Raw genomic sequence first — 20797 nt, forward strand, 5'->3', positions numbered from 1 at the left:
GCGGAGACTACTGCGAGCGCCAGAATCGCGTGGCGAGGTTCGTCAATTCCTTGTCGAGGTCGTCGACCTTGGATTCGATGCGGCCGAGCCGCGCGTCCATGCCGTCGATACGTGCGGAGAGGGTGCCGTCGATCCGGTCGATGCGTGCGGAGAGCGTGCCGTCGATCCGGTCGACCTCGGCGCGGATGATGCGGCTGAGCTGTGTGGTCATGAGCGTCACGCCGCCGAGCATCACGGCGGCGAAGAGTCCGATCAGGGTCCATACCTGCGGGTCGTTCAAGGGCATGCCTCCAGTCTGTGTGTGGAGGGTCAGCGTGTCACGGTATTCCGGTGGCGGTAGACGCGGAACCCGGTGGTTGTGCAGAACCCGCCGATGGGGGATTCGGTGCAGTACGGGAGACCGCATCGGGGCGGAGTCCACTCGGCGGACCACTCAACGCCCGCAGGGCGTACAGGATCGTCGCGAGATCCACGAGCTCCTGCACGAGTGCGCCGACGACCGCGGGGATGACGCCGGTCATCGCGACGATCATGAGGCCGACGCTCAGCCCGATGCCGATCCAGATCGCCGTCAGGGCGACGCGCAGGGTGTGACGCCCGATCGCGATCGCATCGACGACCTTCGCGAGTGAGTCGACGAGGATCACGACGTCCGCGGCGTCGCCCGCGGCCGTCGCTCCCTTCGCCCCCATGGCGATCCCGATGTCTGCGGCCGCCAACACCGGCGCGTCGTTCACGCCGTCGCCCACCATCAGCACCGGGCGTGGCTGGAGCTCGGACGCGAGTCGGACCTTCTCGGGAGGCAGCAGCTCGGCGTGCACCTCGTCGATCCCGATCTGCGTGCCGACGGACTCGGCCGTCGAATGCACGTCACCCGTGAGCATGACGACCCGCTCGACCTCGTGCACGCGCAGCCACGACACCACGGCCGCCGCCTCGGGGCGTGCGGCGTCTGCGAGCACGAGGACGCCGGCGAAGCGTCCGTCCACCGCTATGTAGGCCGCGGCCTCACCCACGCCGAGCGTCGCCCTGACGGTGTCGGGAGCGAGCGAGGCGACGTACGCCGGCTTGCCCACCACGACCGTCCGCCCGCCGATCGTCGCCGACACCCCGTTCGTGGCGGTCTCACTCGCCTCTTCTGCCGCGTGCAGCACGAGTCCCCGTGCGGCGGCAGCACGGCGGATGCCGTCGGCCAGCACGTGCGAGGAGTACTGCTCCGCCGAGGCCGCCAGCTGCAGGATCTCCGTGGCGTCGAAACCCGCGGCCGGTCGCACGTCGACGAGTTCCGGGCGCCCCTGCGTGAGCGTGCCCGTCTTGTCGAAGGCGGCCGAGCGCACGCGGGCGATCTGCTCGACCACGGCCCCGCTCTTCATGATCACGCCCGACTTCGCCGCTCTGGACAGCCCTCCGAGGAAGGCGACGGGGGCAGCGATCAGCAGCGGGCAGGGTGTCGCGAGCACCAGCACCTCGGCGAAACGCGTGGAGTCGCCGGAGATCGCCCATGCCGCGCCGGCCAGGACGAGCGCGACAGCCGTGAACGGGATGGCGAAGCGATCGGCCAATCGCACGATCGGCGCGTGCGAGGACTCGGCGGAATGCACGAGCGCGACGATCTGCTGGTATTGGCTGTCGGCCCCGGTGCGCAGCGCGCGGATCCGGATCGCGCGGCTGCCGTTGACGGCGCCGGACAGCACCTCCTCGCCCTCCGTTCGGGTGACCGGCATGCTCTCGCCGGTCAGCGACGATTCGTCGAACGTGCCGTCCTCGGTGAGGAGGACTCCGTCGACAGGAACGATCTCGGCGGGGCGGACGAGCAGGACGTCGCCCACGACGACGTCGTCGACCGGCACGTCGCGTGACTCGTCCGAGCCGGCTGCCTCCGGTGCCGCGAGCACGTGGGCGGTCCGCGGAGAACGGTCGAGCAGCGCTGACAGATCCCGCCTGGCGCGACGGCCCGCGAAGTCCTCGAGTGCTTCCCCGCCCGACAGCATGAGCACGATGATCAGCGCGGCGATGTACTCTCCGACGGCCAGGGTGGCGACCATCGCGACCACGGCCAGGATGTCGAGTCCGACGTGTCCGCGGAGCACGTCGCGCACCATGCCCACCAGCGTCCAGGCCACGACCGCCGCGACGTAGATCGTGGCGATCCAGCGACCGACGGCCTCCGCGTCGGCGGCGTGCAGGATCCCGACGGCGACGAAGACGACGACCGTCAGGGTGATCACCGGATATCGCCAGAGGGACCGAAGGGCGCGCATGGCTCCAGCATCCCCGGAAAGCTCTGCATCCGCCAGAGAGACATGGTTCCCCCGCGACTACTTAAGCGATATAGTCAGGCCCACGTCGCGCAGCTGCGACGTAAGAGCGACACCGACGCCAAAGGAGACGATCAGTCATGAACCACTCGCACGCCGGGAATCATCGCTTGGGCAGGGGGCTCGCGGCCCTCGCCGCACTCTCGGTCGCCGGAGGGATCGCGTTCGCGGGAGGGGGTGCCGCCACCGCTGATACGGAGGAGGCCGATCCGAAGCTCGCGGTCTACGTCGAGGTGAACTCGAACGATTTAGTCAACGTGGCGGACTACACGCTCGCCGAATCGGGGCGCGCAGCCATCGATATGGCGATGATCTTCGCCGCGAACATCAACTACGACGGGGAGAAGGCGTATCTCCACTTCAACGAGCGCGTCACCGAGACGCTGGACGATGCCGAGAGTCAGATCCGACCGGTCCAGGCGCAAGGCACCAAGGTGCTGCTGTCGGTGCTCGGCAACCACCAGGGCGCCGGTTTCGCGAACTTCACGACCTACGCCGACGCCGATGCCTTCGCCGCCCAGCTCGCCGACGCGGTGACGACGTACGGCCTCGACGGCATCGACTTCGACGATGAGTGGACCGAATACGGGGCGAACGGGACGCCGCAGCCGAATCCGCAGTCGTTCGGCTGGCTGGCCACCGCGCTGCGCGATCGGCTCGGGCCGGACAAGATCATCAGCCTGTACGCGATCGGACCGACGTACACGACCACGGACTTCAGCCTCTTCGACACCGCGGATGTGCTCGACTACGCGTGGAATCCCTACTATCCGACCTATGACGCGCCCACGGTTCCCGGTCTCGACGACCGGAGTCGGATCGGCGCCGCGGCGATCGACCTGTCGAACACCTCCGCCGCGACCGCGGCCGACTTCGCCGCACGCACGGCCGCTGACGGTTACGGCGTCTACGTCGCCTACAACCTCACCGCGACGGACCAGTCGGCGTTCCTGTCGGGGATCACCGATGAGCTCAAGGGCGAGGCGACCGTGTACCGGGCGGCACCGCGCGACACGACGCCGCCCACCGTCACGGTCAAGGACGGTGCGCGGTTCACGAAGGGCGGGAAGGACGGCGTCTATCAGCGCGTGAGCTTCGCGCTGCACGACGAGGGGAAGATCGACCGGCTGTACGTCAACGGAGTGCTGAAAGACCTCGCGGATGACCGATGGAGCGATCTGAACTTCGTGAAGCCCGGCGCGTTCGGGGCGGTCCGCGGTTCCAACACCCTGCAGGTCGTCGACGTCGCCGGCAACACCACCGAGGTGTCGTTCATCCTGTCGAAGTGATCACCCGAGGTCGTGATCACCCGAGGTCGAAGACCTCCACCTGACGGATCGTGACCTCGGCATCCGCCCGCACGCGGATCGCCGGGGTCACGACCCGAGACGTCAGCGTGAACGGGGTGGTGCGGTCGGGAGGGAGGCCGGCCACGTGCGTCGGCGGTGCGGGCGTCCAGGTGCCGTCCTCCCCGATGACCTCCCAGCAGAGCGAGGACGACGATGCGGCGTCGACCATCGTGACGGTGACGTCGCTGACGGCCCGGGGCTCGGGGAACCGCCACCCCGCCCACTCACCTGCGGCCAGGGTGACCCCGACCGCACCCGCGGGATCCCCGTCGTCGAACAGGAAGGCGGCATCACGCACCGCGGCCGATGCGATGACCTCGCCGGTGCCGCCGGTCAGGTCCTCGCACCACGCGGTGATGCCCGTCGCCGTGGAGTCGGCCTTCTCGAGCGCCTCCGCCGGATCGGTGCCGAAGTCCAGTTCGAGTTCCGCATCGCCGACGAGCGCAGCGATGGGCAGCTCGGCTCCGTGGAGTGCGATCCCGTCGATCCTGGCACCGCGCAGCACCGTGGCTCCCGGCCCGCTGCGACGGGAACGGATGCGCAGGGACGACCCGTCGCCCCGGTCGACGCGGATGTCGTCGAACAGCGGTGAGCCGATCTGCAGCACGCCGGACGCCAGCTCCAACGGATACAGCCCGAGCGCCGCCCACAGCCACCAGGCGCTCATCTCGCCGTTGTCCTCGTCGCCGGGGAACCCCTGGCCGATGTGCGCCCCGGCGAACAGGCGTCCGGCCAGGTCGTGCACGATCGCCGCCGAGCGCCACGGGCGGTCGGAGAACGCGTACATGAAGGGGATGTGGTGGGCGGGCTGGTTGGAGATCGCGCACATGCCGGAGCGCAGCGCTCTGGCCTCGCGCTGTTCATGGATCACGGTGCCGTACGCGCCGCCGAAGCGCTCCTCGGCGGTCTCCGGTTCGGCGAAGAGCGCGTCGAGGTGACGACCGAGCCCCCCGGGTCCGCCGTGCAGAGCGGCGAGCCCGTGACCGTCGTGGACGGCGCCGACCGACATGCCCCATGCGTTCGTCTCGACGTTGTCACCGCCCCAGGTCCGCGGATCGAAGCCGGGCGCGAACTCTCCGTGCGCATCCCTGCCGCGGAAGAACCCGGTGCCCGCGTCGAACAGAGACCGGTACGAGAGCGCTCTGTTGGCGAAGTAGCGGGCGAAGGCGCGGTAGCGCGCCGCGTCGCCTCCCGACTCGTCCTCGTCGGCGAGCCGTGCGGCGAACCGGCCGAGCGCGGCATCGCTCACCGCGTTCTCGATGCTCCAGCTCATGCCCTCCGGCACATCGGAGGAGATGTACCCGGTGAAACGGCCACGGGCGATGCCCTTGCGCCCCCTCCGGGCGTCGGGCCCGGGCTCGCAGGCGTTCCGCCAGCCGCTCTCGAACGCGACTGTGCGATCGAAGGCCACGCCCCACCGGGCCGCGTCGGCGAAGATCTGGTCGCTCGAGGTGCCCACCATGCTGTCGACGTATCCCGGAGCGCTCCACCGGGCCATCCAGCCACCGCGCCGGTACTGGGCCAGCTGGCCGTCGAGCAGTCTTCCGCTGAGTGCGGGGTCGAGAAGGGCGAGCGCCGGCCATTCGGTGCGATAGGTGTCCCAGTAGCCGTTGTTGACGACCAGCTCGCCTTCCGCGATCGGCGCACTCGTCTCGCACTCACCGTAGGTCTCGCGCGGTGCGAAGACGTCGGCGAACCGCCACACGGGATCCTCCGCCGTTCCGGTGTTCTCGGCGGCGCTGTTCGGGTACAGGTGCATGCGATGAAGCGCCGCGGCGATCCTGGCACGGTGCTCCTCGTCGGCGAGCGCGCGGTACGGCGTCGCGGCCGCCGGCATCGGGGGGATCGTGACGCGCTCGAGCACCCGGTTCCACGAGGTCGCCGCCTCCTCCCTCAGCCGCTCGTACGGCACGGAGGCCGGTGCCTCCAGGTCGAGACTTCGCCTGGCCTGCTCCACGGAGAGGAACGACGCCGCGATGCGGACCTCCAATCCGCGACGCCCGGCGATCCAGCCGGCCACCCGTCCGCGCCCGTCGTCGTCGAGCATCGACCGCTCGCTCGGAGCCTCGGGGGCGTCTGAGATCACGGCCCCTGCGAAATAGCAGCGCGGTGCGTTGCCCCAGTCCTCCCGGCCCTCCGGGATCCAGCCCTCGAAGCGGTCGTCGTCCGTCCAGACGAGTCGGCCCTCATCCGAGAGCTGGTCGATCACGAAGCCGACACGCGCATCCGCGTCTTCGGCCCGGACCCGGAAGGCGGCCGCGTGCGAGGTGGCCGTCATCTCGGCATGGAGCCCGTCGCCCAGCTCGACCGCATATCCGTGAGGACGCGCCCGCTCCGAGCCGGGGACGATCCATCGCCTCCGACCGGCACGCTGCGAGGTGGGGCGACCGAGGAACGGCATCACCTGCAGCACGGCGCGATCGCCGATCCACGGACTCGGCTGATGCGAGAACTGGAGAGCTTCCAGTCGCCGGCCAGAGGGATCGTCGTGCACGGACGGGCGATAGGGCCAGCGGGAGTCCGATGCATCGGTGGCGGGCGTGACGAAGGTGAAGCCGTGGGGTACGGCGACCGCCGGGATCGTGTTGCCGCGCGAGAAACGCGGCCCCGAGTGGCTGCCCCGGCGCGTGTCCACCCGCTCGACTGGCGGGACGTTCCCGGGGGCCGGGCGTTCCTCGACGACGACCTGCACGAAGCCGGTCGCACGCGCGGGGAGTCCGGATGCCGCGGCGAGCGACGCGGTGCCGAGCACGAGCTCGACGGCTCCGCGGCGGCCGGGGCCCAACGGTGCGAGCGACACGGTGTCGGCGTTCCACTGCTCGGGGAACGACCACCGGGCGGCGAACTGCGCTTCGGGGTCGATCGGGAAGTCGTAGCGGTCGCGGACCGCGGCGTGATCGGTCAGCCGCGTGCCGTCGGGGAGTCGCACGTCGACGGCCACGGCGAGAGCGGCGTGCGGGGCATGCGTCGCGTCGCGGCCGTCGGCGTAGAAGGCCCAGTGCAGCACGGTCTCGCCCGTGAGGACGATGTCCGTCAGCTCCGGGATGTCCACCCGCTGCTCGCCGACCGCGGGGTCGAACGCGAAGGCGAAGACGGGTCCGGCGAGCACACCCGCGCGCGGACGAGACGACGGCGGATCGTCTGGGCCCTCCGCCGGGGTGAGGTGCGCGACGCTCACCCCTTGATCGCCCCCTCCTGCACGCCCTTGAAGAAGAAGCGCTGCGTGAAGGAGAACATGATGACGATCGGCACGAGCGCGATCATGGTGCCGGCGGCGATCAGTCGCGGATCGACCGAGAAGCTGCTGTTGAGGTACGCCATGCCGACCGTGAGCGTGTACTTCGAAGGGTCGGAGAGCACGATCAGCGGCCAGAGGTAGTCGTCCCAGGCGCCGATGAACGCGAAGATCGCGACGACCGAGACCATGCCGCGGATGTTCGGCCAGACGATGTGGCGGATGCGCTGCCACGTCGTCGCACCGTCGACGGTGGCTGCATCCAGGACGTCCTTGGGGATCATGCGGCACGCCGTCGCGATCAGCAGCACGTTCATCGCGCTGATCGCACCGGGGAGGAACACGCCCCACAGGGTGTCGGCCAGACCCAGTGCGCGGATCGTGAGGAAGTTGCTCGTGACCGTGACCTCGCCGGGGAACAGCAGCGTCGACAGGAGGATCCCCATCACGATCCACTTGCCGCGGAAGCGCATGCAGCCGAGGGCGTAGCCGGCGAACGTGGCCAGGACCACGTTGCTCACGACCGTGCCGACCGAGACGAGCAGCGAGTGCCACGCGTAGAGGTACACCGGCACGATGTCGGCGACGCGCGAGTAGTTCTGGAGGGTCGGGTCGCGCGGGATGAGCTCGGGCGGGAAGGAGTAGATGTTCTCCTGAGGGCCCTTGAACGAGGTCGACAGCTGCCAGATGAACGGCCCGATGACGAGGAACAGGACCAAGACGAGGAGGGCGTAGCGACCGATCAGTCCGCCCAGGGACGGCTTGCTGAAGTCGCCGGACCCGCGGCGTCGGAAGATGCGCTCGCGCGCGGGAGACGCGGGACGATCCTCGACGGCGGGGGAGTCGTCGGCGCGGGGCGGGGTGAGGGTGCTCATGCGGGAGCCTTCGCCTTCTTCTCGCGATTCATGAAGGCGATCGCGGCGAGCGGGATGAGGGTGAGGAGGAACAGCGCGACGCTGATCGCGGACGCGTAGCCGATGTTGCCGTTGAGGCCGGAACCGACCTGGCGGATCAGCATCACGAGCGACATGTCGTAGCCGCCGGGGCCGCCCGTGCTCTTGGAGAGCACGTCGAGTTCGGCGAACACCCGCATGGCCGACACGGCGATCAGGACGGAGATGAGGAGCATCGCGCCGCGCACCGAGGGGATCGTGACGGAAAGGAAGCGGCGGAAGGCCCCGGCCCCGTCGAGCATCGCCGCCTCGTGCAGCTCCTTGCCGACGTTCCCGAGCGCCGCGAGGTACACGACCATGTAGTAGCCGAGGCCCTTCCAGACCGTGAGCAGGATGGCGCAGCCCAGCAGCAGCCAGCGGTCGACGAGGAACGCCATGGGCTGGTCGATCAGGCCGAGGAACTCGAGGGTCTGGTTGATGATGCCGCGGCTGTCGAACAGCCAGGTCCAGATCAGAGCGACCACGACGACCGAGGCGATCACGGGGAAGTAGAAGGTGGTGCGGAAGAACGAGATGCCCGGCAGCTTCTTCTGCACCAGCAGTGCCAGCAGCAGCGGGAGGATGGTCAGCAGCGGGACGCAGACGACGACGTAGATGAGACAGGTCGTCAGCGCGTTCCAGAACATCTCGTCGCCGAACATGCGCTCATAGTTGGCTCCGCCGACGAAACCGGGCGTGCGCAGCGGCCGCGCGTCGGTGAAGCTCAGGAAGACCGTGTTGAGGAACGGCCAGAGCGCGAACACCAGCACCCAGATGACGGCGGGGGCGATGAGGAGCCACGGGGTGAACCACTTGTGCGATCTCATGGTCGTCCCTCTGCTCCGGATGCCGGTGTTCGCGCTCATGGCTTACTGATCCACGCGGTTCGCGTTGGCGTACTCGACGATCTTGTCGAGCTGAGCCTTCGGGTCCGCTTCGCCGTTGATGGCGAGGGCGATCTGCTGCGTCATGTACGTGGCCATGTCGGAGGTCCACTGGAACGGGAGCGCCTTGGCGTCCTTCATCGCGCCGAACACGGTGTCGATCGCGGCGAGCTGCTTCTCGTCGGTCACGGAGGAGGCGATGTTGTCGACGACCTCGTCGCCGCCTGCCGCGGTGCCGGGAGCGGTTCCGACGGCGAGCGACGAGAACGCGACCTGGTTCTCCTCGTTCGTGACGAACTCGGCGAAGGCCAGCGCTGCTTCCTTGTTGTCCGAGTCGGCCGACACGTTGAGGCCCTGCACGTACAGCGGCGCGATGCCCAGGCGCGGGGTGGCCACGGTGTTCTCCAGCAGGGCAGGTGCGTCCTTCTGGAGGTCGGTCGTGAAGCCCGTGCCGCCGGTCGTGAAGGCGACCTTCTCCTGGATGTAGGCCTCGGCGTTCCCGCCGTAGTCGCCGGTCAGGGCCTCGGCGGGCATCGCGCCGGCGGCGTAGGCATCGGCGTACGCCTGGATGATCTCGGCGGCCTCGTCGGTGTTGAAGTCGAACTCGCCTTCGTCGTCGATGACCTCCATGCCCGCAGCCGTGAACGTGTCGAGCGCGGGGATCGACGAGAGCAGCTGCACCTTGCCCCCGGACTCGGTCGCGATCTCCTTCGCGAGGTCGAGGAGTTCGTCGACGGTCGTCGGGAGGTTGTCCTCCGTCACGCCGAAGGGAGCGAGCTGTGCGAGGTTCCACCACGAGGCGTCGCTGGAGAGGTACCAGGGGAGCCCGTACGTGCCGTCGACCCCGGGGTACTGGCTGTACGAGTCCCAGGCGCCGGCGTTGTAGACCGACTTCAGGTCGGGGTCGGCGGTCTCCAGGTCGACCAGCTTGCCCGCGGCGACGAGGGGGTACGCGATGTCCGGCGGCAGGTTCAGCACGTCGGGGAGGGTGTCGGCGTTCGCCTGACTCAGGATCTTGTCCTGGTAGCCGTCGCCCGGCTGGTCGAGCCACTCGACCTTCACGTCGGGATGCTCCTTCTCGAACGCGTCGATGAGGTCTTCGAAGTAGGGGGTGAACTTCTCGTTCTTGAGCGACCAGGTCTGGAACTGGATCGACCCGCTCAGTTCGCCGGAGGTGTCGATGGGACCCGAGTCGCCGGTGGCTCCGCCGCCCCCCGTGCAACTCGTCAGCGCCAGAACGCCGATGCTGAATGCTGCCAGAGCGACAATGCGTGTGGGAACTTTCATCGTGCTTCTTCCTCGAGGCGGGCGAATCCGCGTGCCGTCCCCCGAGGGGACTACAACGCTTTAGCAGATGAAACCATCCGATTCCTCTGCTGTCAAGACGCATAGCGCTCTGCTCCTGCCGTCGCTGGCCGGTGCGGTGTGTTGCTCGTTGCTCAAGCGTTATAGTGGTGCGACCATGGCCTCGTCCGAGGTCACCGTCCGAAAGGTCCGAACACATGACGCAGCGCGGCGCTCTCGATGCTCCCCTGAGATTCGGGGCGAACTACACGCCGTCGAAGGACTGGATGCACTCGTGGCTCGATCTCGACCTCGACGACGTGCGCCGCGACTTCGCCGCCCTCGCCGCGCTCGGACTCGACCACGTGCGCGTGTTCCCGCTGTGGACCGTGCTGCAGCCGAACCGGACCCTGATCCGCGCGAAGGCGGTCGACGACGTCCGCGCCGTGGTCGATGTCGCCGCGGAGTTCGGACTCGACGCGAGCATCGACGTGATCCAGGGGCACCTCTCCAGCTTCGACTTCGTGCCGTCATGGCTGTACACCTGGCACGACAAGAACATGTTCACGGATGAGAAGGCGCTGCAGGGGCAGGTCGCTCTCGTCGAGCGGCTCGGACAGGCGCTGCGCGACGCCCCGAACTTCCTGGGCCTGACGCTCGGCAACGAGACGAACCAGTTCTCCGCGCACACCCACCCCTCGCCCTGGCCGGTCACGCAGGACCAGGCCGGGGCGTGGATCTCGTCGCTGCTCTCGGCCGCTGAGGAGTCCGCTCCCGGACTGCCGCACGTGCACAGCGAATACGACGCGGTCTGGTACATGGACGGGCACGGCTTCACGCCGACGCACGCGTCCCGCCTCGGCGCGATGACCACGATCCATTCCTGGATCTTCAACGGCACGGCTCAGCGTTACGGCGGCCGCTCCGTCGCCTCCGACCGGCACGCCGAGTACCTGATCGAGCTGTCCAGGGCGTTCGCGACCGATCCGGAGCGGGTGGTATGGCTGCAGGAGGTGGGTGCGCCGTCGAACTGCCTCGAAGAGCGCGAGATGCCCGGCTTCCTGGAGGCGACCGTCCGCTCGGCCGCGCGCACCGAGAATCTGTGGGGCATCACCTGGTGGTGCTCGCACGATGTGAGCCGTGACCTCGGCGACTTCCCCGAGCTCGAGTACTCCCTCGGCCTGATCGGTCAGGACGGCGCCGCCAAACCCCTCGGTCGGCGTCTCGCCGAGCTCATCCCCGAGCTGCGGCAGCGCACCGCCCCGCCGCTGCGCGAGACCGCGATCGTCGTCGACGTCGACGAGCGCGAGGTGCCGCTGAGCCGCGCGGCACTGAGCCCGGGCGGCGCGGTGTTCCAGGCGTGGGTGGATGCGTGCGCCGCAGGACTCGACCCAGCGCTGGTCACCTCCCGCGATGCCCTCGACCCCGCCGCGCTCGACGCCAGGGGCATCCGTCGCCTCATCCGTCCCGACCTGTCGGCGAGGGCCGTCGACCCCTACGGCTCGGTCAACACCGTGGTCCAGGCCTGAGGGTCGCACGGTCGGCCGGCCGGCGGGAGGTGCTCGTCAGGCGATATCGGTGCTCGTCAGGCGAGGTCGGCCGGGGGCGCCGTGCTCTCGCGCGCCGTGAGCACGGGGGTGGGGCCTTCGATGCTGGGCAACGTCGTCCCCGCCTCGATCTGACGCAGCAGGAGGGTGGCCGCCGTCTCGCCGAGCTCGAAGGTGTCTCTCGTCATCGCGGTGATCGACGGATTGATCAGTCCCGCGATGACGGAGTCGTCGAAGGAGGCGAGGGAGACGTCGCGGGGGACGTGCCGCCCCATCTCCTGCGCGACGCGGAGTCCGGCCACGGCCATCACGTCGTTGTCGTACACGATCGCGGTCGGACGCTGCCGCCCCGACAGCAGGGAGCGGGTCACCGCGGAGGCGCGGGCGGGCGAGAAGTCGGTCGCGATGACCTCGCCGTGGATGCCGTCGGATGCCATGTTCTCCAGCACCTCGGCGCGCAGGCGCGTGTGCTCCAGCTCGGCTGGTCCGGCGACGTAGGCGATGCGGGAGTGGCCCAGCGCTGCGAGATACGAGAAGAGGGTCTCGGCCACGGCGTCGTCGCCGATCCACACGCTCGGCACCGCACCCTCGGGCGAGGGCTTGGAGCCGATCAGCACGGCGCGCGCATCCAGGGCGGCGATGCGGTCGCTGCGGGGGTCGTCGTCGCGGGGGTCGATCAGGATGATGCCGTCGACCTGGTTGGAGGAGCGCCACTGGCGATGCACCTCCATCTCCTCGGCGATGTCGGTCACGAGGCGCAGCTGCAGGCTGACCTTGCTCTCGGACAGTCGCGACTCGATGCCGGCGATCAGATCGGTGAAGAACGCCTCGGAGCCGAGCGATCGTGCCGGACGGGCGAGCGCGAAGCCCACCGTGTTCGCGCGGGCGCCGACCAGGGCGCGGGCGGCCGAGCTGGGCTGCCACCCGTTCTCGTCCACGATCGACAGGATGCGCTGCCTGGTCTCGTCGCTCACGCCGGGGCGCCCGTTGAGGGCGAACGAGACGGCGCCGGGGGAGACCCCGGCCATGCGCGCGATATCGGCGATCGTGACACGTTTCGCCGGACTCATAGTCCCTCACCCTACTTGATCGGTTTAGACTTCTACTAGATCGCTTTAGTAAATCCGATAGCATCAACCGGACGCCCGCACGGCGCGGCGCCGCGAACCAGCACTCACCGTCGAGCCCGGAGAACACACCCATGCATGACGACACCTCCCTCACCGTCGGCCGCGTCAAGCGGGTCCTCGAAGAGCGGGTCCGGCCCGCCATCCACTCGGCCTCCGTGCCGCTGGACGTCGCCCTCCACCCGCTGCCCGGCGAGCCGATCGCCCCGGCGGAGGGTCTGGCGCTCGACTTCGAACCGGGTGCCGTCGGCGCGCAGTGGGGGCCGGCGTGGGGGACGACGTGGTTCCGTCTGACCGGGCGCGTGCCGGAGGAATGGGCCGGTCGTCGCGTCGAGGCCCTGATCGACCTCGGCTTCGACGTGAACATGACGGGCTTCCAGTGCGAGGCTCTGGCGTACCGCCCGGACGGCACGCCCATCAAGAGCATCAACCCGAGGAACCAGTGGGTGCCGATCACCGAGAGCGCGGTCGGCGACGAGCCCGTCGAGCTCTACCTGGAGGGCGCGTCGAACCCCGTCCTCCTCGACTACCACCCCTTCCTCCCGACGCAGGAGGGCGACATCCTCACCTCGTCGAAGGAGCCTCTGTATCGGCTCCGACGGCTCGATCTCGCGGTGTTCGAGCAGGAGGTGTTCGACCTCTCCCTCGACCTCGAGGTGCTGTTCGAGCTGCAGGCCGAGCTGCCGTCGACCTCGCCGCGACGCATGCGCATCCTGCAGGCGCTGGACGACGCGCTCGACGTGCTCGACCTGCAGCGCATCGTCGAGACCGCGTCCGACGCCCGTGCCCGACTGGCCGAGGTGCTGGCCGCACCCGCCGAAGCCAGTGCACACCGGATCTCGGCCGTCGGTCACGCGCACATCGACTCGGCGTGGCTGTGGCCCGTGCGCGAGACGATCCGCAAGGTCGCCCGCACGACCTCCTCGATGACGACGCTCATCGAGGAGCAGCCCGACTTCCAGTACGGCATGTCCAGCGCGCAGCAGTACGCCTGGATCAAGGAGCACCGCCCCGAGGTGTGGGAGCGGGTCAAGGCCGCTGTCGCCGCGGGGCGCTTCCTGCCTCTGGGCGGCATGTGGGTCGAGTCCGACACCGTGATGCCCACGGGCGAGTCCCTCGTGCGGCAGTTCTCGCACGGGCAGCGGTTCTTCGAGCGCGAGTTCGGCATCCGGTCGAAGGGCGTGTGGCTACCCGACAGCTTCGGCTACTCGCCGGCCCTGCCGCAGCTGATGCGCCGAGCCGGATTCGAGTGGTTCTTCACGCAGAAGATCTCGTGGAACCAGCAGAACGTCTTCCCGCACCACTCCTTCCTGTGGGAGGGCATCGACGGCTCGCAGGTGTTCACGCACTTCCCGTCGATGGACACCTACAACTCGCAGCTGAGTGGCATGGAGGTCGCGAAGGCCTCCCGGCAGTTCAAGGAGAACCGGCACAGCTCGCGGTCGATCGCCCCGGTCGGCTGGGGCGACGGCGGCGGCGGCACGACCAGGGAGATGACCGGGAAGGCCGAGCGCCTGCGCGACCTCGAGGGCAGTGCGCAGGTCGTGTGGGAGCACCCCGACACGTTCTTCGACGCTGCGAAGGCCGAGCTCCCGCATCCGGCCGTCTGGGTCGGCGAGCTGTACCTCGAGTTGCACCGCGGCACGCTCACCAGTCAGCACGCCACGAAGGCGCTGCACCGCTGGGCCGAGCACGCGCTGGTCGAGGCCGAGCTGTGGGCGGCCACCGATGCCGTGCGCACGGGTGCCGCGTACCCTCAGGCCGAGCTCGACCGGTTGTGGCAGGCGGTGCTGCTGCACGAGTTCCACGACATCCTGCCGGGCACCTCGATCGCGTGGGTGCACCGAGAGGCCGTGGCCGTGCTGAGCGACGTGCTGTCGGACGCCCGCGACATCGCGGACACTGCACGCCGTTCGCTCGCCGGCGAGGGTGACCGTGCGCTGCGGTTCGATCCGACCTCTGTCGGGCGCGGTCGCGCGCTCGGGGCGGCCTTCGTGGCGGAGCCCACGGCGGCGCCGGTCTCGCTCACCGAGGAGGACGGCGGCTGGCGGCTGGAGAACGAGCTCGTCTCCGTGCTCGTCTCGGCCGATGGCCTGATCGTGTCGGCCGTCGACAAGGCCACCGGTCGCGAGGCCGTCGCGCAGGGCAAGTCCGCGAACCTGTTCCAGCTGCACCAGGACTTCCCCAACATGTGGGATGCGTGGGACATCGACCGCTACTACCGCAACAGCGTCGACGACATCACCGCGGTCTCCTCGATCGAGGCGTCTGTCGTGAAGGGTGTCGCGCAGATCGTGGTCGTGCGCCCGTTCTCGGAGTCGACCATCTCGCAGACGATCGTCCTCGCGCCGGAGTCGCGCACGGTGCTGCTGCGCAACGAGGTCGACTGGCACGAGACCGAGAAGCTGCTCAAGCTCGCGTTCCCGCTCGACATCCAGGCCGCGCACACCGAGGCCGAGACCCAGTTCGGCTACCAGTCGCGGGTGACCCACACCAACACGAGCTGGGAGGCGGCGAAGTTCGAGACCTCCATGCACCGGTTCGTGCTGGTGCGCGAGCAGGACTTCGGTGTCGCCCTCGTGAACGACTCGATCTACGGGTACGACACGGCGCGCGAGGTCTCCGACGACGCGGTGACGACGACCGTGCGGCTGTCGCTGCTGCGCGCCCCGCGGTTCCCCGATCCGGACACCGACCACGGGCACCACGAGATCGAGGTGGGCTTCGTGATCGGCGCGGATGCCGCGATCGCCACGGCCGAGGGCATCCGTATCAATGCTCTGCCCACGGTCGTGCGTGGTGCACACGAGGTCGAGCCCCTGGTGAGTGTGCAGGGCGAAGGCATCGTGGTGTCGTCGGTCAAGCTCGCCGACGACGGCTCCGGTGACGTGATCGTGCGGGTGTACGAGGCGCTCGGGCGGCGTGCGACCGGAGAGTTGACGATCGGGTTCGCGCACCGCGAGGTGCGCGAGGTGAGCCTGATCGAAGACGACCTCGACGATGCGCGGACCGGCGGCGCGCTGCGTCTGCGGCCGTTCGAGGTGCGCACGCTCCGCATCGTGCGCTGAGCGCGCGCCCGGGGTCGGGCAGAAGCGTGGGATCAGGCGAATCGCCCGTGGATCTGCCTGATCTCGCGTGAATGCCTGATCTCGCGTGAATGGGTGACGGGCGCGGGCCTGTTGCGGCGACGGACCGCCGGGTGGACGATGACGGCATGGTGAGCATCGAGGAAGTGCGCGCGATCGCCCTCGCTCTGCCCGGGGTCGAAGAGACCGTGAGCGGACACACCGGCGAGGCTGCGTGGCGGGTCAAGAGCGGACAGTTCGCGTGGCTGCGAGGTCCGAGCGGGACGGACCTGCGTCAGCTCTCCGAGCTCGGACGAGACTGGCCGGCCGGAAAGGTGCTCGCGGTGCGCGTGGGCGACCTCGGTGAGAAGGAGGCTCTGCTCGCGGCCGAGCCCGAGGACCTGTTCACGATCCCGCACTTCGACGGCTACCCCGGGCTGCTCGTGCGTCTCGATGTCGTCGACCGGGACCGACTCGAGGAGATCATCACGGATGCTTGGCTCGTGCGCGCGCCCGCGCGGGTCGCGAAGGCGTGGCTGGCGGAGCACGGGCTGGAGTGATCGGGGTTCCTGGCGGCAGCCGTCGTCCGCTCAGTCCGCGGCGGTCAGGAACGGTCGCGCGGCGTCGAGGAACGCGCGGGGCTCGTCGGCCCAGAGCCGGATGCTCGTGACCTCGTGCTGTCCGCCGCGCGGTGCGAGTCCTGGAAGACGCACGGCCAGAGGACGCTCGAGTTCGATCTCGATGTTCGTCTCGTCCTGCATCCGCTCCGCGTACTCGGCGCCTTTGTCGGACACGGTCACGCGCGGCCGCTTCGGCTCGTCGACGCGCTTCGAGATCGCCACGGAGGCCACCGCCTCCCACGGGACGAAGACGTCGACCTCCAGACCGCTCCGCACGTGCATGCCGTCGGGGCCGACGGCATGCGGGCGCAGCAGCATCGCGCACAGCAGCCCCAGCATCCAGGTGAGTCCCCAGATGCCGAGGATCAGGATCGGGATGCGCACGGCGGGCCACGGGTGCACGATCAGGTCGAGGATCGGGATCTCCACGGCGGAGAGCACGATGAAGATGAGGAGGACGGTCAGCACCGGGCGGTGGTAGCCGATCCCCGTACCGCCGGCCGGGACCGCCGGCCGTCTCGCGATCGCGCGGCCGATGCTTGAGTACACGCGAAGTTCGGCGATCAGCGCGCGGTGGAGCAGGCTCCCGATGCGGGCCATGCGCGTCGGCGACGGGTGTGCGAGCCGCTCGTCGCCGGTGGAAGGGGCAGGCGTCGCAGGGGCCGTGGGCGGTGTGGGTGCCGTGGAGGGCGCCGGTGCGGCGGCGGAGCAGGGGATGGTGGCGTCGGTCACGGCGTCGCTCCCTCATCGGCGGCCCCGGCGACCAGGACCTCGAGGCGTGTCGCGATCGCGGCGATGCCGCGTTCGAGCGCGGAGCGATCCTCGGGCGCCACGGCCGCGAGCAGGGTGTCGTTCAACTCGGTGTGCTCCTGCTGCATCCGCGACATGGTCGCCGCGGCCGATGGGGTCAGCGTCACCAGCACGGCGCGTCGGTCAGTCGGGTGCGCGGCGCGGGCGACGTGCCCGCTCGCCTCCAATGCGTCCACGAGCCCTGTGATGTTGCGGGGACTGACCTCGCACAGTCGGGCGAGCGTCTTCTGAGTGGACGGGCCCGCGTGCTGCAGGGTCCACAGCAGGTGGACCCGCGCCGTCGTCAGTCCCGTCCCCTCGAACGCACGTGCCATGTCGCGTTGGAACAGGTCGCCGATCTGGAGCAGGCGGTCGAGCAGCAGCGGATCCATAATGATGATGCTACTACATAGTTACCAAACTTCACTATTTGTGTAGTCGGAGTCGAGATCAGGCCGGCGGCAGGCGCAGCACGTCGGGCGACTCGCCACCCGTGAGGTCGTCGGCGATGCGGAGGCTGCGCGCGAGATCGTCGAGCGCGCCGATCAACGTGCCGAAGCGCTCCTTGTCGCTGCACACCGCGGTCAGGGTCACCAGATGCGTGCCCGTGTCCCAGGTGTAGGTCGCGAAGGGGGGAGAGGCGGGAGACGGCGGCATCGGCACGAGCAGCTTCTCGCCCATGCCCAGTCGGGTGGGGAACGACTCGGTGTCGTCGTAGTCCATCGGCATCGAGGCCCGGGCGATCCGCACATCCGGCGTCAGCACCCGTGCGGTCGCCATCGCCACGACGAGCTCGGGCTCGGCCTTCCAGGTCCACACGAGCACCCGGCCATCCGCCCGCTTCATGAGCATCGGTGCGGCCTGGCTCATCGCCCACGCGCCGAATCGCGAGCCGGGGCGTTCCGTCGCGCCGACGGCTGCATTGACCTGGCCGAGCAGCATCCGGATCGCGGCCTTGCGATGCCGGCGGCCCTTCCAGCCCAGCGAGTCCGTCACGGGAATCCACAGCTGGGGATCGGCCTCGGCACTCAGTCGCATGCGTTCCACGCTACTGGCTGAGGCTGAAGGGATGCCGGTATGCCTCGGCGGTCCGACCAGGGCCCTCGGGTAGAGTGGCCAGCGCCCGACCAGGGCTCTCCTTGGCCGCCACATCGTAAGGCAGCATGTCTGTGACCTCCTCCGACGATCCGATCGATCCGTCGAGCGGCCCCGCCGCCGATCCCGCGCCCCGCCCGCTGAAGATCCTGATCGGCTGCGACACGTTCGCGCCCGACATCAACGGCGCCGCGCGGTTCGCCGAGCGCCTCGCCGCCGGCCTCGTCCAGCGCGGACATGATGTGCACGTCGTCGCCCCCAACCAGGCCTACCGTCGCACGGCGGCCCGCACCGAGGTGATCGAGGGTGAGCCGATGACCCTGCACCGACTGCCCTCCGTGCGCTGGCCCCCGCACGACTGGCTGCGCTTCGTGTGGCCGTGGCGCTCCAAGCACTACGCGCGCAGAGTCCTCGACCAGGTCGAGCCCGACATCGTGCACATCCAGTCGCACATCGTCATCGGCCGCGGCCTGTCGCGCATCGCGCACGAGCGCGGCATCCCGGTGATCGCCACGAACCACGTGATGGCCGAGAACATCCTCGACCACACGACCATGCCGAAGTTCATCGACGACCTCGTGCTCCGCTTCGCCTGGGCCGACGCGAAGCGCACCTTCGACCTCACCAGGGCGATCACGACACCGACCCGCCGTGCCGCCGACTTCCTCGAGAAGACCGTCGAAGTGCAGGGCGTCATCCCCGTCAGCTGCGGCATCGACCGCACGCAGTACGCCCCCGTGATCGGGCCGCGCGACAAGAACCGCATCGTCTTCGTCGGGCGCCTCACCGCCGAGAAGCAGGTCGAGGTCATCCTCAAGGCCCTGACGAAGCTCGACCCGGCGCTGGAGACGACCTTCGACATCGTCGGCGGTGGCGACCAGCGCAAGCAGTTGGAGCACCTCACGGAACAGCTCGGGCTCGCCGACCGCGTCACCTTCCACGGCCGGACGACCGACGAGGAGCTGCGGGCCCTGCTGTCGCGCGCGAGCCTGTTCGTGATCGCGTCGATCGCGGAGCTGCAGTCCATCGCGACGATGGAGGCCATGGCTTCGGCCCTGCCGATCGTCGCCGCGGACGCCGTCGCGCTCCCGCACCTCGTGCACGACGGAGAGAACGGCTACCTGTTCGCGCCGGGAGACGTCGACGAGCTGGCGGCGCGCCTCACCGACGTGCTCACCGCGTCGCCGGCCGAGTACGAGCGGATGCAGCAGGCCTCGCTCGACGGCGTCGTGATCCACGACATCAACCGCACCCTCGACACCTTCGAGGCGTTGTACCGCGACGAGCCGCTGCCCGAGTAGCAGAGCGGCCTGACATGCACATCGTCTTCTTCGGCGATCAGCACCTCGACTCCCTCGGCGGCGCGCAGGTGTCGATGCGGCTGCAGCGCGAGTTCCTCGAACGCGCAGGCCACACCGTCACGGTGGTCGCGCCGCGGATGCACGGGTCCCGTCCCTCGTCGGGCTCCCACGGCGGGGCGTACATCGACCTCCCCTCGATGCCGATCACGGTCGACCGCGAGTACTCGATGAGCTGGCCAGGCCGTGCGACCGATCGGTTCCTCGACAGGGCGATGACGAGGAGGCCGCCGGTCGATCTGGTCCACGTGCAGGCCGACTTCTGGGGCGCGTTCATCGGTCACAGGTATGCCCGCCGCCACGGCATCCCGGTCGTGCACACCATGCACAACCGTGTCGACGTCGGGATCGCCGCTGTGACCCCGCTGCACAGTCCGGTCCTGGCGGTGCTGAACGCATGGCGACGCGTCGCCATGCGCGGCATCGGAGACCCGGTGCCCGGCGCCGACGGCTGGGCGTTCCTGCGCGGACTGGCCGCGAGCGCAGCGGCGGTGACGGCGCCGTCGACGCATTTCGCCGCGCGCCTCGAGCAGCATGACGTCTTCCCCCGGGTGGACGTGATCTGGAACGGCATCGACGATGACCTGCGCGACGAGATCCTGGCCGCCGCCCCCGTGGAGCGCGCTCCGGGCCGGCCGCGCTTCGTGTGGCTGGGGCGGATGAGTCCCGAGAAGCGTCTGCTGCCCTTCCTCGAGGCGTTCGTCGCTTCGGGGATCGATGCCGACCTGGAGGTCATCGGCGGTGGGGGCCAGCGTGCCGCTGCGGAGAAGATCGTCGCCGGCCGCGCGGGCGTGCACTTCGCCGGCCGCCTCACCTACCCGCAGACGCTGGCGCGGATCGCCGCGGCCGACGCGCTCGTGCAGACGTCGATCGGCTTCGAGACCCAGGGGATGACCCCGTTCGAGGCCGCCACGCTCGGAACGCCTTCCGTGATCTGCGATCCCGACATCGCCGCAGAGCTCGGCGGCGGACTCTGGGCGGTCCCGGATGCCGGCGCCGACGCGTCGGGCCGCGAGCTCGAGACCCAGCGGGTCGCTGCGCTCGCGGCGACGCTGCAGCGCGCCGCATCCGACATCTCCGCCGGGAGTGCGCCCACTCCGGTTCCCGCGGTGTCGGAGGCGTTCCGGCAGTCTTCGCGCACCGCGGCGATGATCGAGGTCTACGACCGGGTGCTCGCCGCGGGCTGAGCCGGGG

16 protein-coding genes are annotated in these 20797 nt (G+C 69.5%); 6 read left to right on the forward strand and 10 right to left on the reverse strand.

Annotation, left to right across the window (positions count from 1 at the left end; genetic code table 11):
- Positions 1-7: 7 nt before the first annotated feature.
- Both AB0E56_RS04425 and AB0E56_RS04430 read right to left on the reverse strand, forming a co-directional pair.
- A complete protein-coding gene (locus AB0E56_RS04425) occupies positions 8-286 on the reverse strand; it encodes a hypothetical protein (RefSeq protein WP_359796951.1) in 279 nt (92 codons plus the stop codon).
- Positions 287-317: 31 nt separating this feature from the next.
- Entirely contained in the window at positions 318-2261 is a 1944-nt protein-coding gene (locus AB0E56_RS04430; RefSeq protein WP_359796952.1) for a heavy metal translocating P-type ATPase, read from the reverse strand.
- Positions 2262-2398: 137 nt separating this feature from the next.
- Between AB0E56_RS04430 and AB0E56_RS04435 the strand changes: the two genes are divergently transcribed.
- Complete coding sequence (locus AB0E56_RS04435) at positions 2399-3607, forward strand: endo-beta-N-acetylglucosaminidase H (RefSeq protein WP_359796954.1); 1209 nt, start codon at positions 2399-2401, stop codon at positions 3605-3607.
- A 16-nt stretch (positions 3608-3623) separates the two neighbouring features.
- Here the strand turns inward: AB0E56_RS04435 and AB0E56_RS04440 are convergent, their stop codons facing one another.
- From AB0E56_RS04440 to AB0E56_RS04455, 4 genes are read right to left on the reverse strand one after another with little or no spacing between them, the layout of a single operon-like run.
- Positions 3624-6845 (reverse strand): glycoside hydrolase domain-containing protein, encoded by a 3222-nt coding sequence (locus AB0E56_RS04440; protein ID WP_359796956.1) that lies wholly within the window; start codon positions 6843-6845, stop codon positions 3624-3626.
- Positions 6842-7777 carry a carbohydrate ABC transporter permease gene (locus AB0E56_RS04445; protein WP_359796958.1) on the reverse strand — a complete coding sequence of 312 codons (936 nt, stop codon included), beginning with the start codon at positions 7775-7777 and terminating at the stop codon, positions 6842-6844. Before AB0E56_RS04445 ends, AB0E56_RS04440 begins: the two co-directional genes overlap by 4 nt.
- A complete protein-coding gene (locus tag AB0E56_RS04450; RefSeq protein WP_359796960.1) occupies positions 7774-8661 on the reverse strand; it encodes a sugar ABC transporter permease in 888 nt (295 codons plus the stop codon). Before AB0E56_RS04450 ends, AB0E56_RS04445 begins: the two co-directional genes overlap by 4 nt.
- Before the next feature lie 42 nt (positions 8662-8703).
- Positions 8704-10005, reverse strand: a complete 1302-nt coding sequence (locus AB0E56_RS04455; RefSeq protein ID WP_359796962.1) for an extracellular solute-binding protein — start codon at positions 10003-10005, stop codon at positions 8704-8706.
- 215 nt (positions 10006-10220) lie between these two features.
- Between AB0E56_RS04455 and AB0E56_RS04460 the strand changes: the two genes are divergently transcribed.
- Complete coding sequence (locus tag AB0E56_RS04460; protein ID WP_359796964.1) at positions 10221-11531, forward strand: glycosyl hydrolase; 1311 nt, start codon at positions 10221-10223, stop codon at positions 11529-11531.
- Positions 11532-11587: 56 nt separating this feature from the next.
- Here AB0E56_RS04460 and AB0E56_RS04465 read toward each other — a convergent pair whose 3' ends face one another.
- Positions 11588-12619, reverse strand: a complete 1032-nt coding sequence (locus AB0E56_RS04465) for a LacI family DNA-binding transcriptional regulator (RefSeq protein ID WP_359796965.1) — start codon at positions 12617-12619, stop codon at positions 11588-11590.
- Positions 12620-12750: 131 nt separating this feature from the next.
- Here AB0E56_RS04465 and AB0E56_RS04470 point away from each other — a divergent pair, with 131 nt between their 5' ends.
- Together AB0E56_RS04470 and AB0E56_RS04475 are read left to right on the forward strand one after the other, a co-directional pair.
- Entirely contained in the window at positions 12751-15744 is a 2994-nt protein-coding gene (locus tag AB0E56_RS04470) for a glycoside hydrolase family 38 C-terminal domain-containing protein (RefSeq protein WP_359796966.1), read from the forward strand.
- A gap of 146 nt (positions 15745-15890) precedes the next feature.
- On the forward strand, positions 15891-16301 hold the full coding sequence (locus AB0E56_RS04475; protein ID WP_359796967.1) for an MmcQ/YjbR family DNA-binding protein: 411 nt from the start codon (positions 15891-15893) through the stop codon (positions 16299-16301).
- 30 nt (positions 16302-16331) lie between these two features.
- On the opposite strand, the gene AB0E56_RS04480 is transcribed toward AB0E56_RS04475, so the two are convergent.
- From AB0E56_RS04480 to AB0E56_RS04490, 3 genes are read right to left on the reverse strand one after another with little or no spacing between them, the layout of a single operon-like run.
- Positions 16332-17093, reverse strand: a complete 762-nt coding sequence (locus AB0E56_RS04480) for a hypothetical protein (protein ID WP_359796968.1) — start codon at positions 17091-17093, stop codon at positions 16332-16334.
- Positions 17090-17542: a MarR family transcriptional regulator gene (locus tag AB0E56_RS04485; protein ID WP_359796969.1), complete on the reverse strand. Its 453-nt coding sequence runs from the start codon at positions 17540-17542 to the stop codon at positions 17090-17092. Before AB0E56_RS04485 ends, AB0E56_RS04480 begins: the two co-directional genes overlap by 4 nt.
- A gap of 58 nt (positions 17543-17600) precedes the next feature.
- On the reverse strand, positions 17601-18188 hold the full coding sequence (locus AB0E56_RS04490; RefSeq protein ID WP_359796970.1) for a hypothetical protein: 588 nt from the start codon (positions 18186-18188) through the stop codon (positions 17601-17603).
- Between the two features lie 125 nt (positions 18189-18313).
- Between AB0E56_RS04490 and AB0E56_RS04495 the strand changes: the two genes are divergently transcribed.
- Positions 18314-19546 (forward strand): glycosyltransferase, encoded by a 1233-nt coding sequence (locus AB0E56_RS04495; RefSeq protein WP_359796971.1) that lies wholly within the window; start codon positions 18314-18316, stop codon positions 19544-19546.
- 14 nt (positions 19547-19560) lie between these two features.
- The gene (locus AB0E56_RS04500) at positions 19561-20790 is read left to right on the forward strand and encodes a glycosyltransferase family 4 protein (RefSeq protein WP_359796972.1); all 1230 of its coding nucleotides are present in this window, start codon (positions 19561-19563) and stop codon (positions 20788-20790) included.
- The last annotated feature ends 7 nt before the right edge of the window (positions 20791-20797 follow it).

Origin of the sequence: Microbacterium sp. NPDC028030 (genome assembly GCF_040637855.1) — a bacterium.
GTDB lineage: Bacteria > Actinomycetota > Actinomycetes > Actinomycetales > Microbacteriaceae > Microbacterium.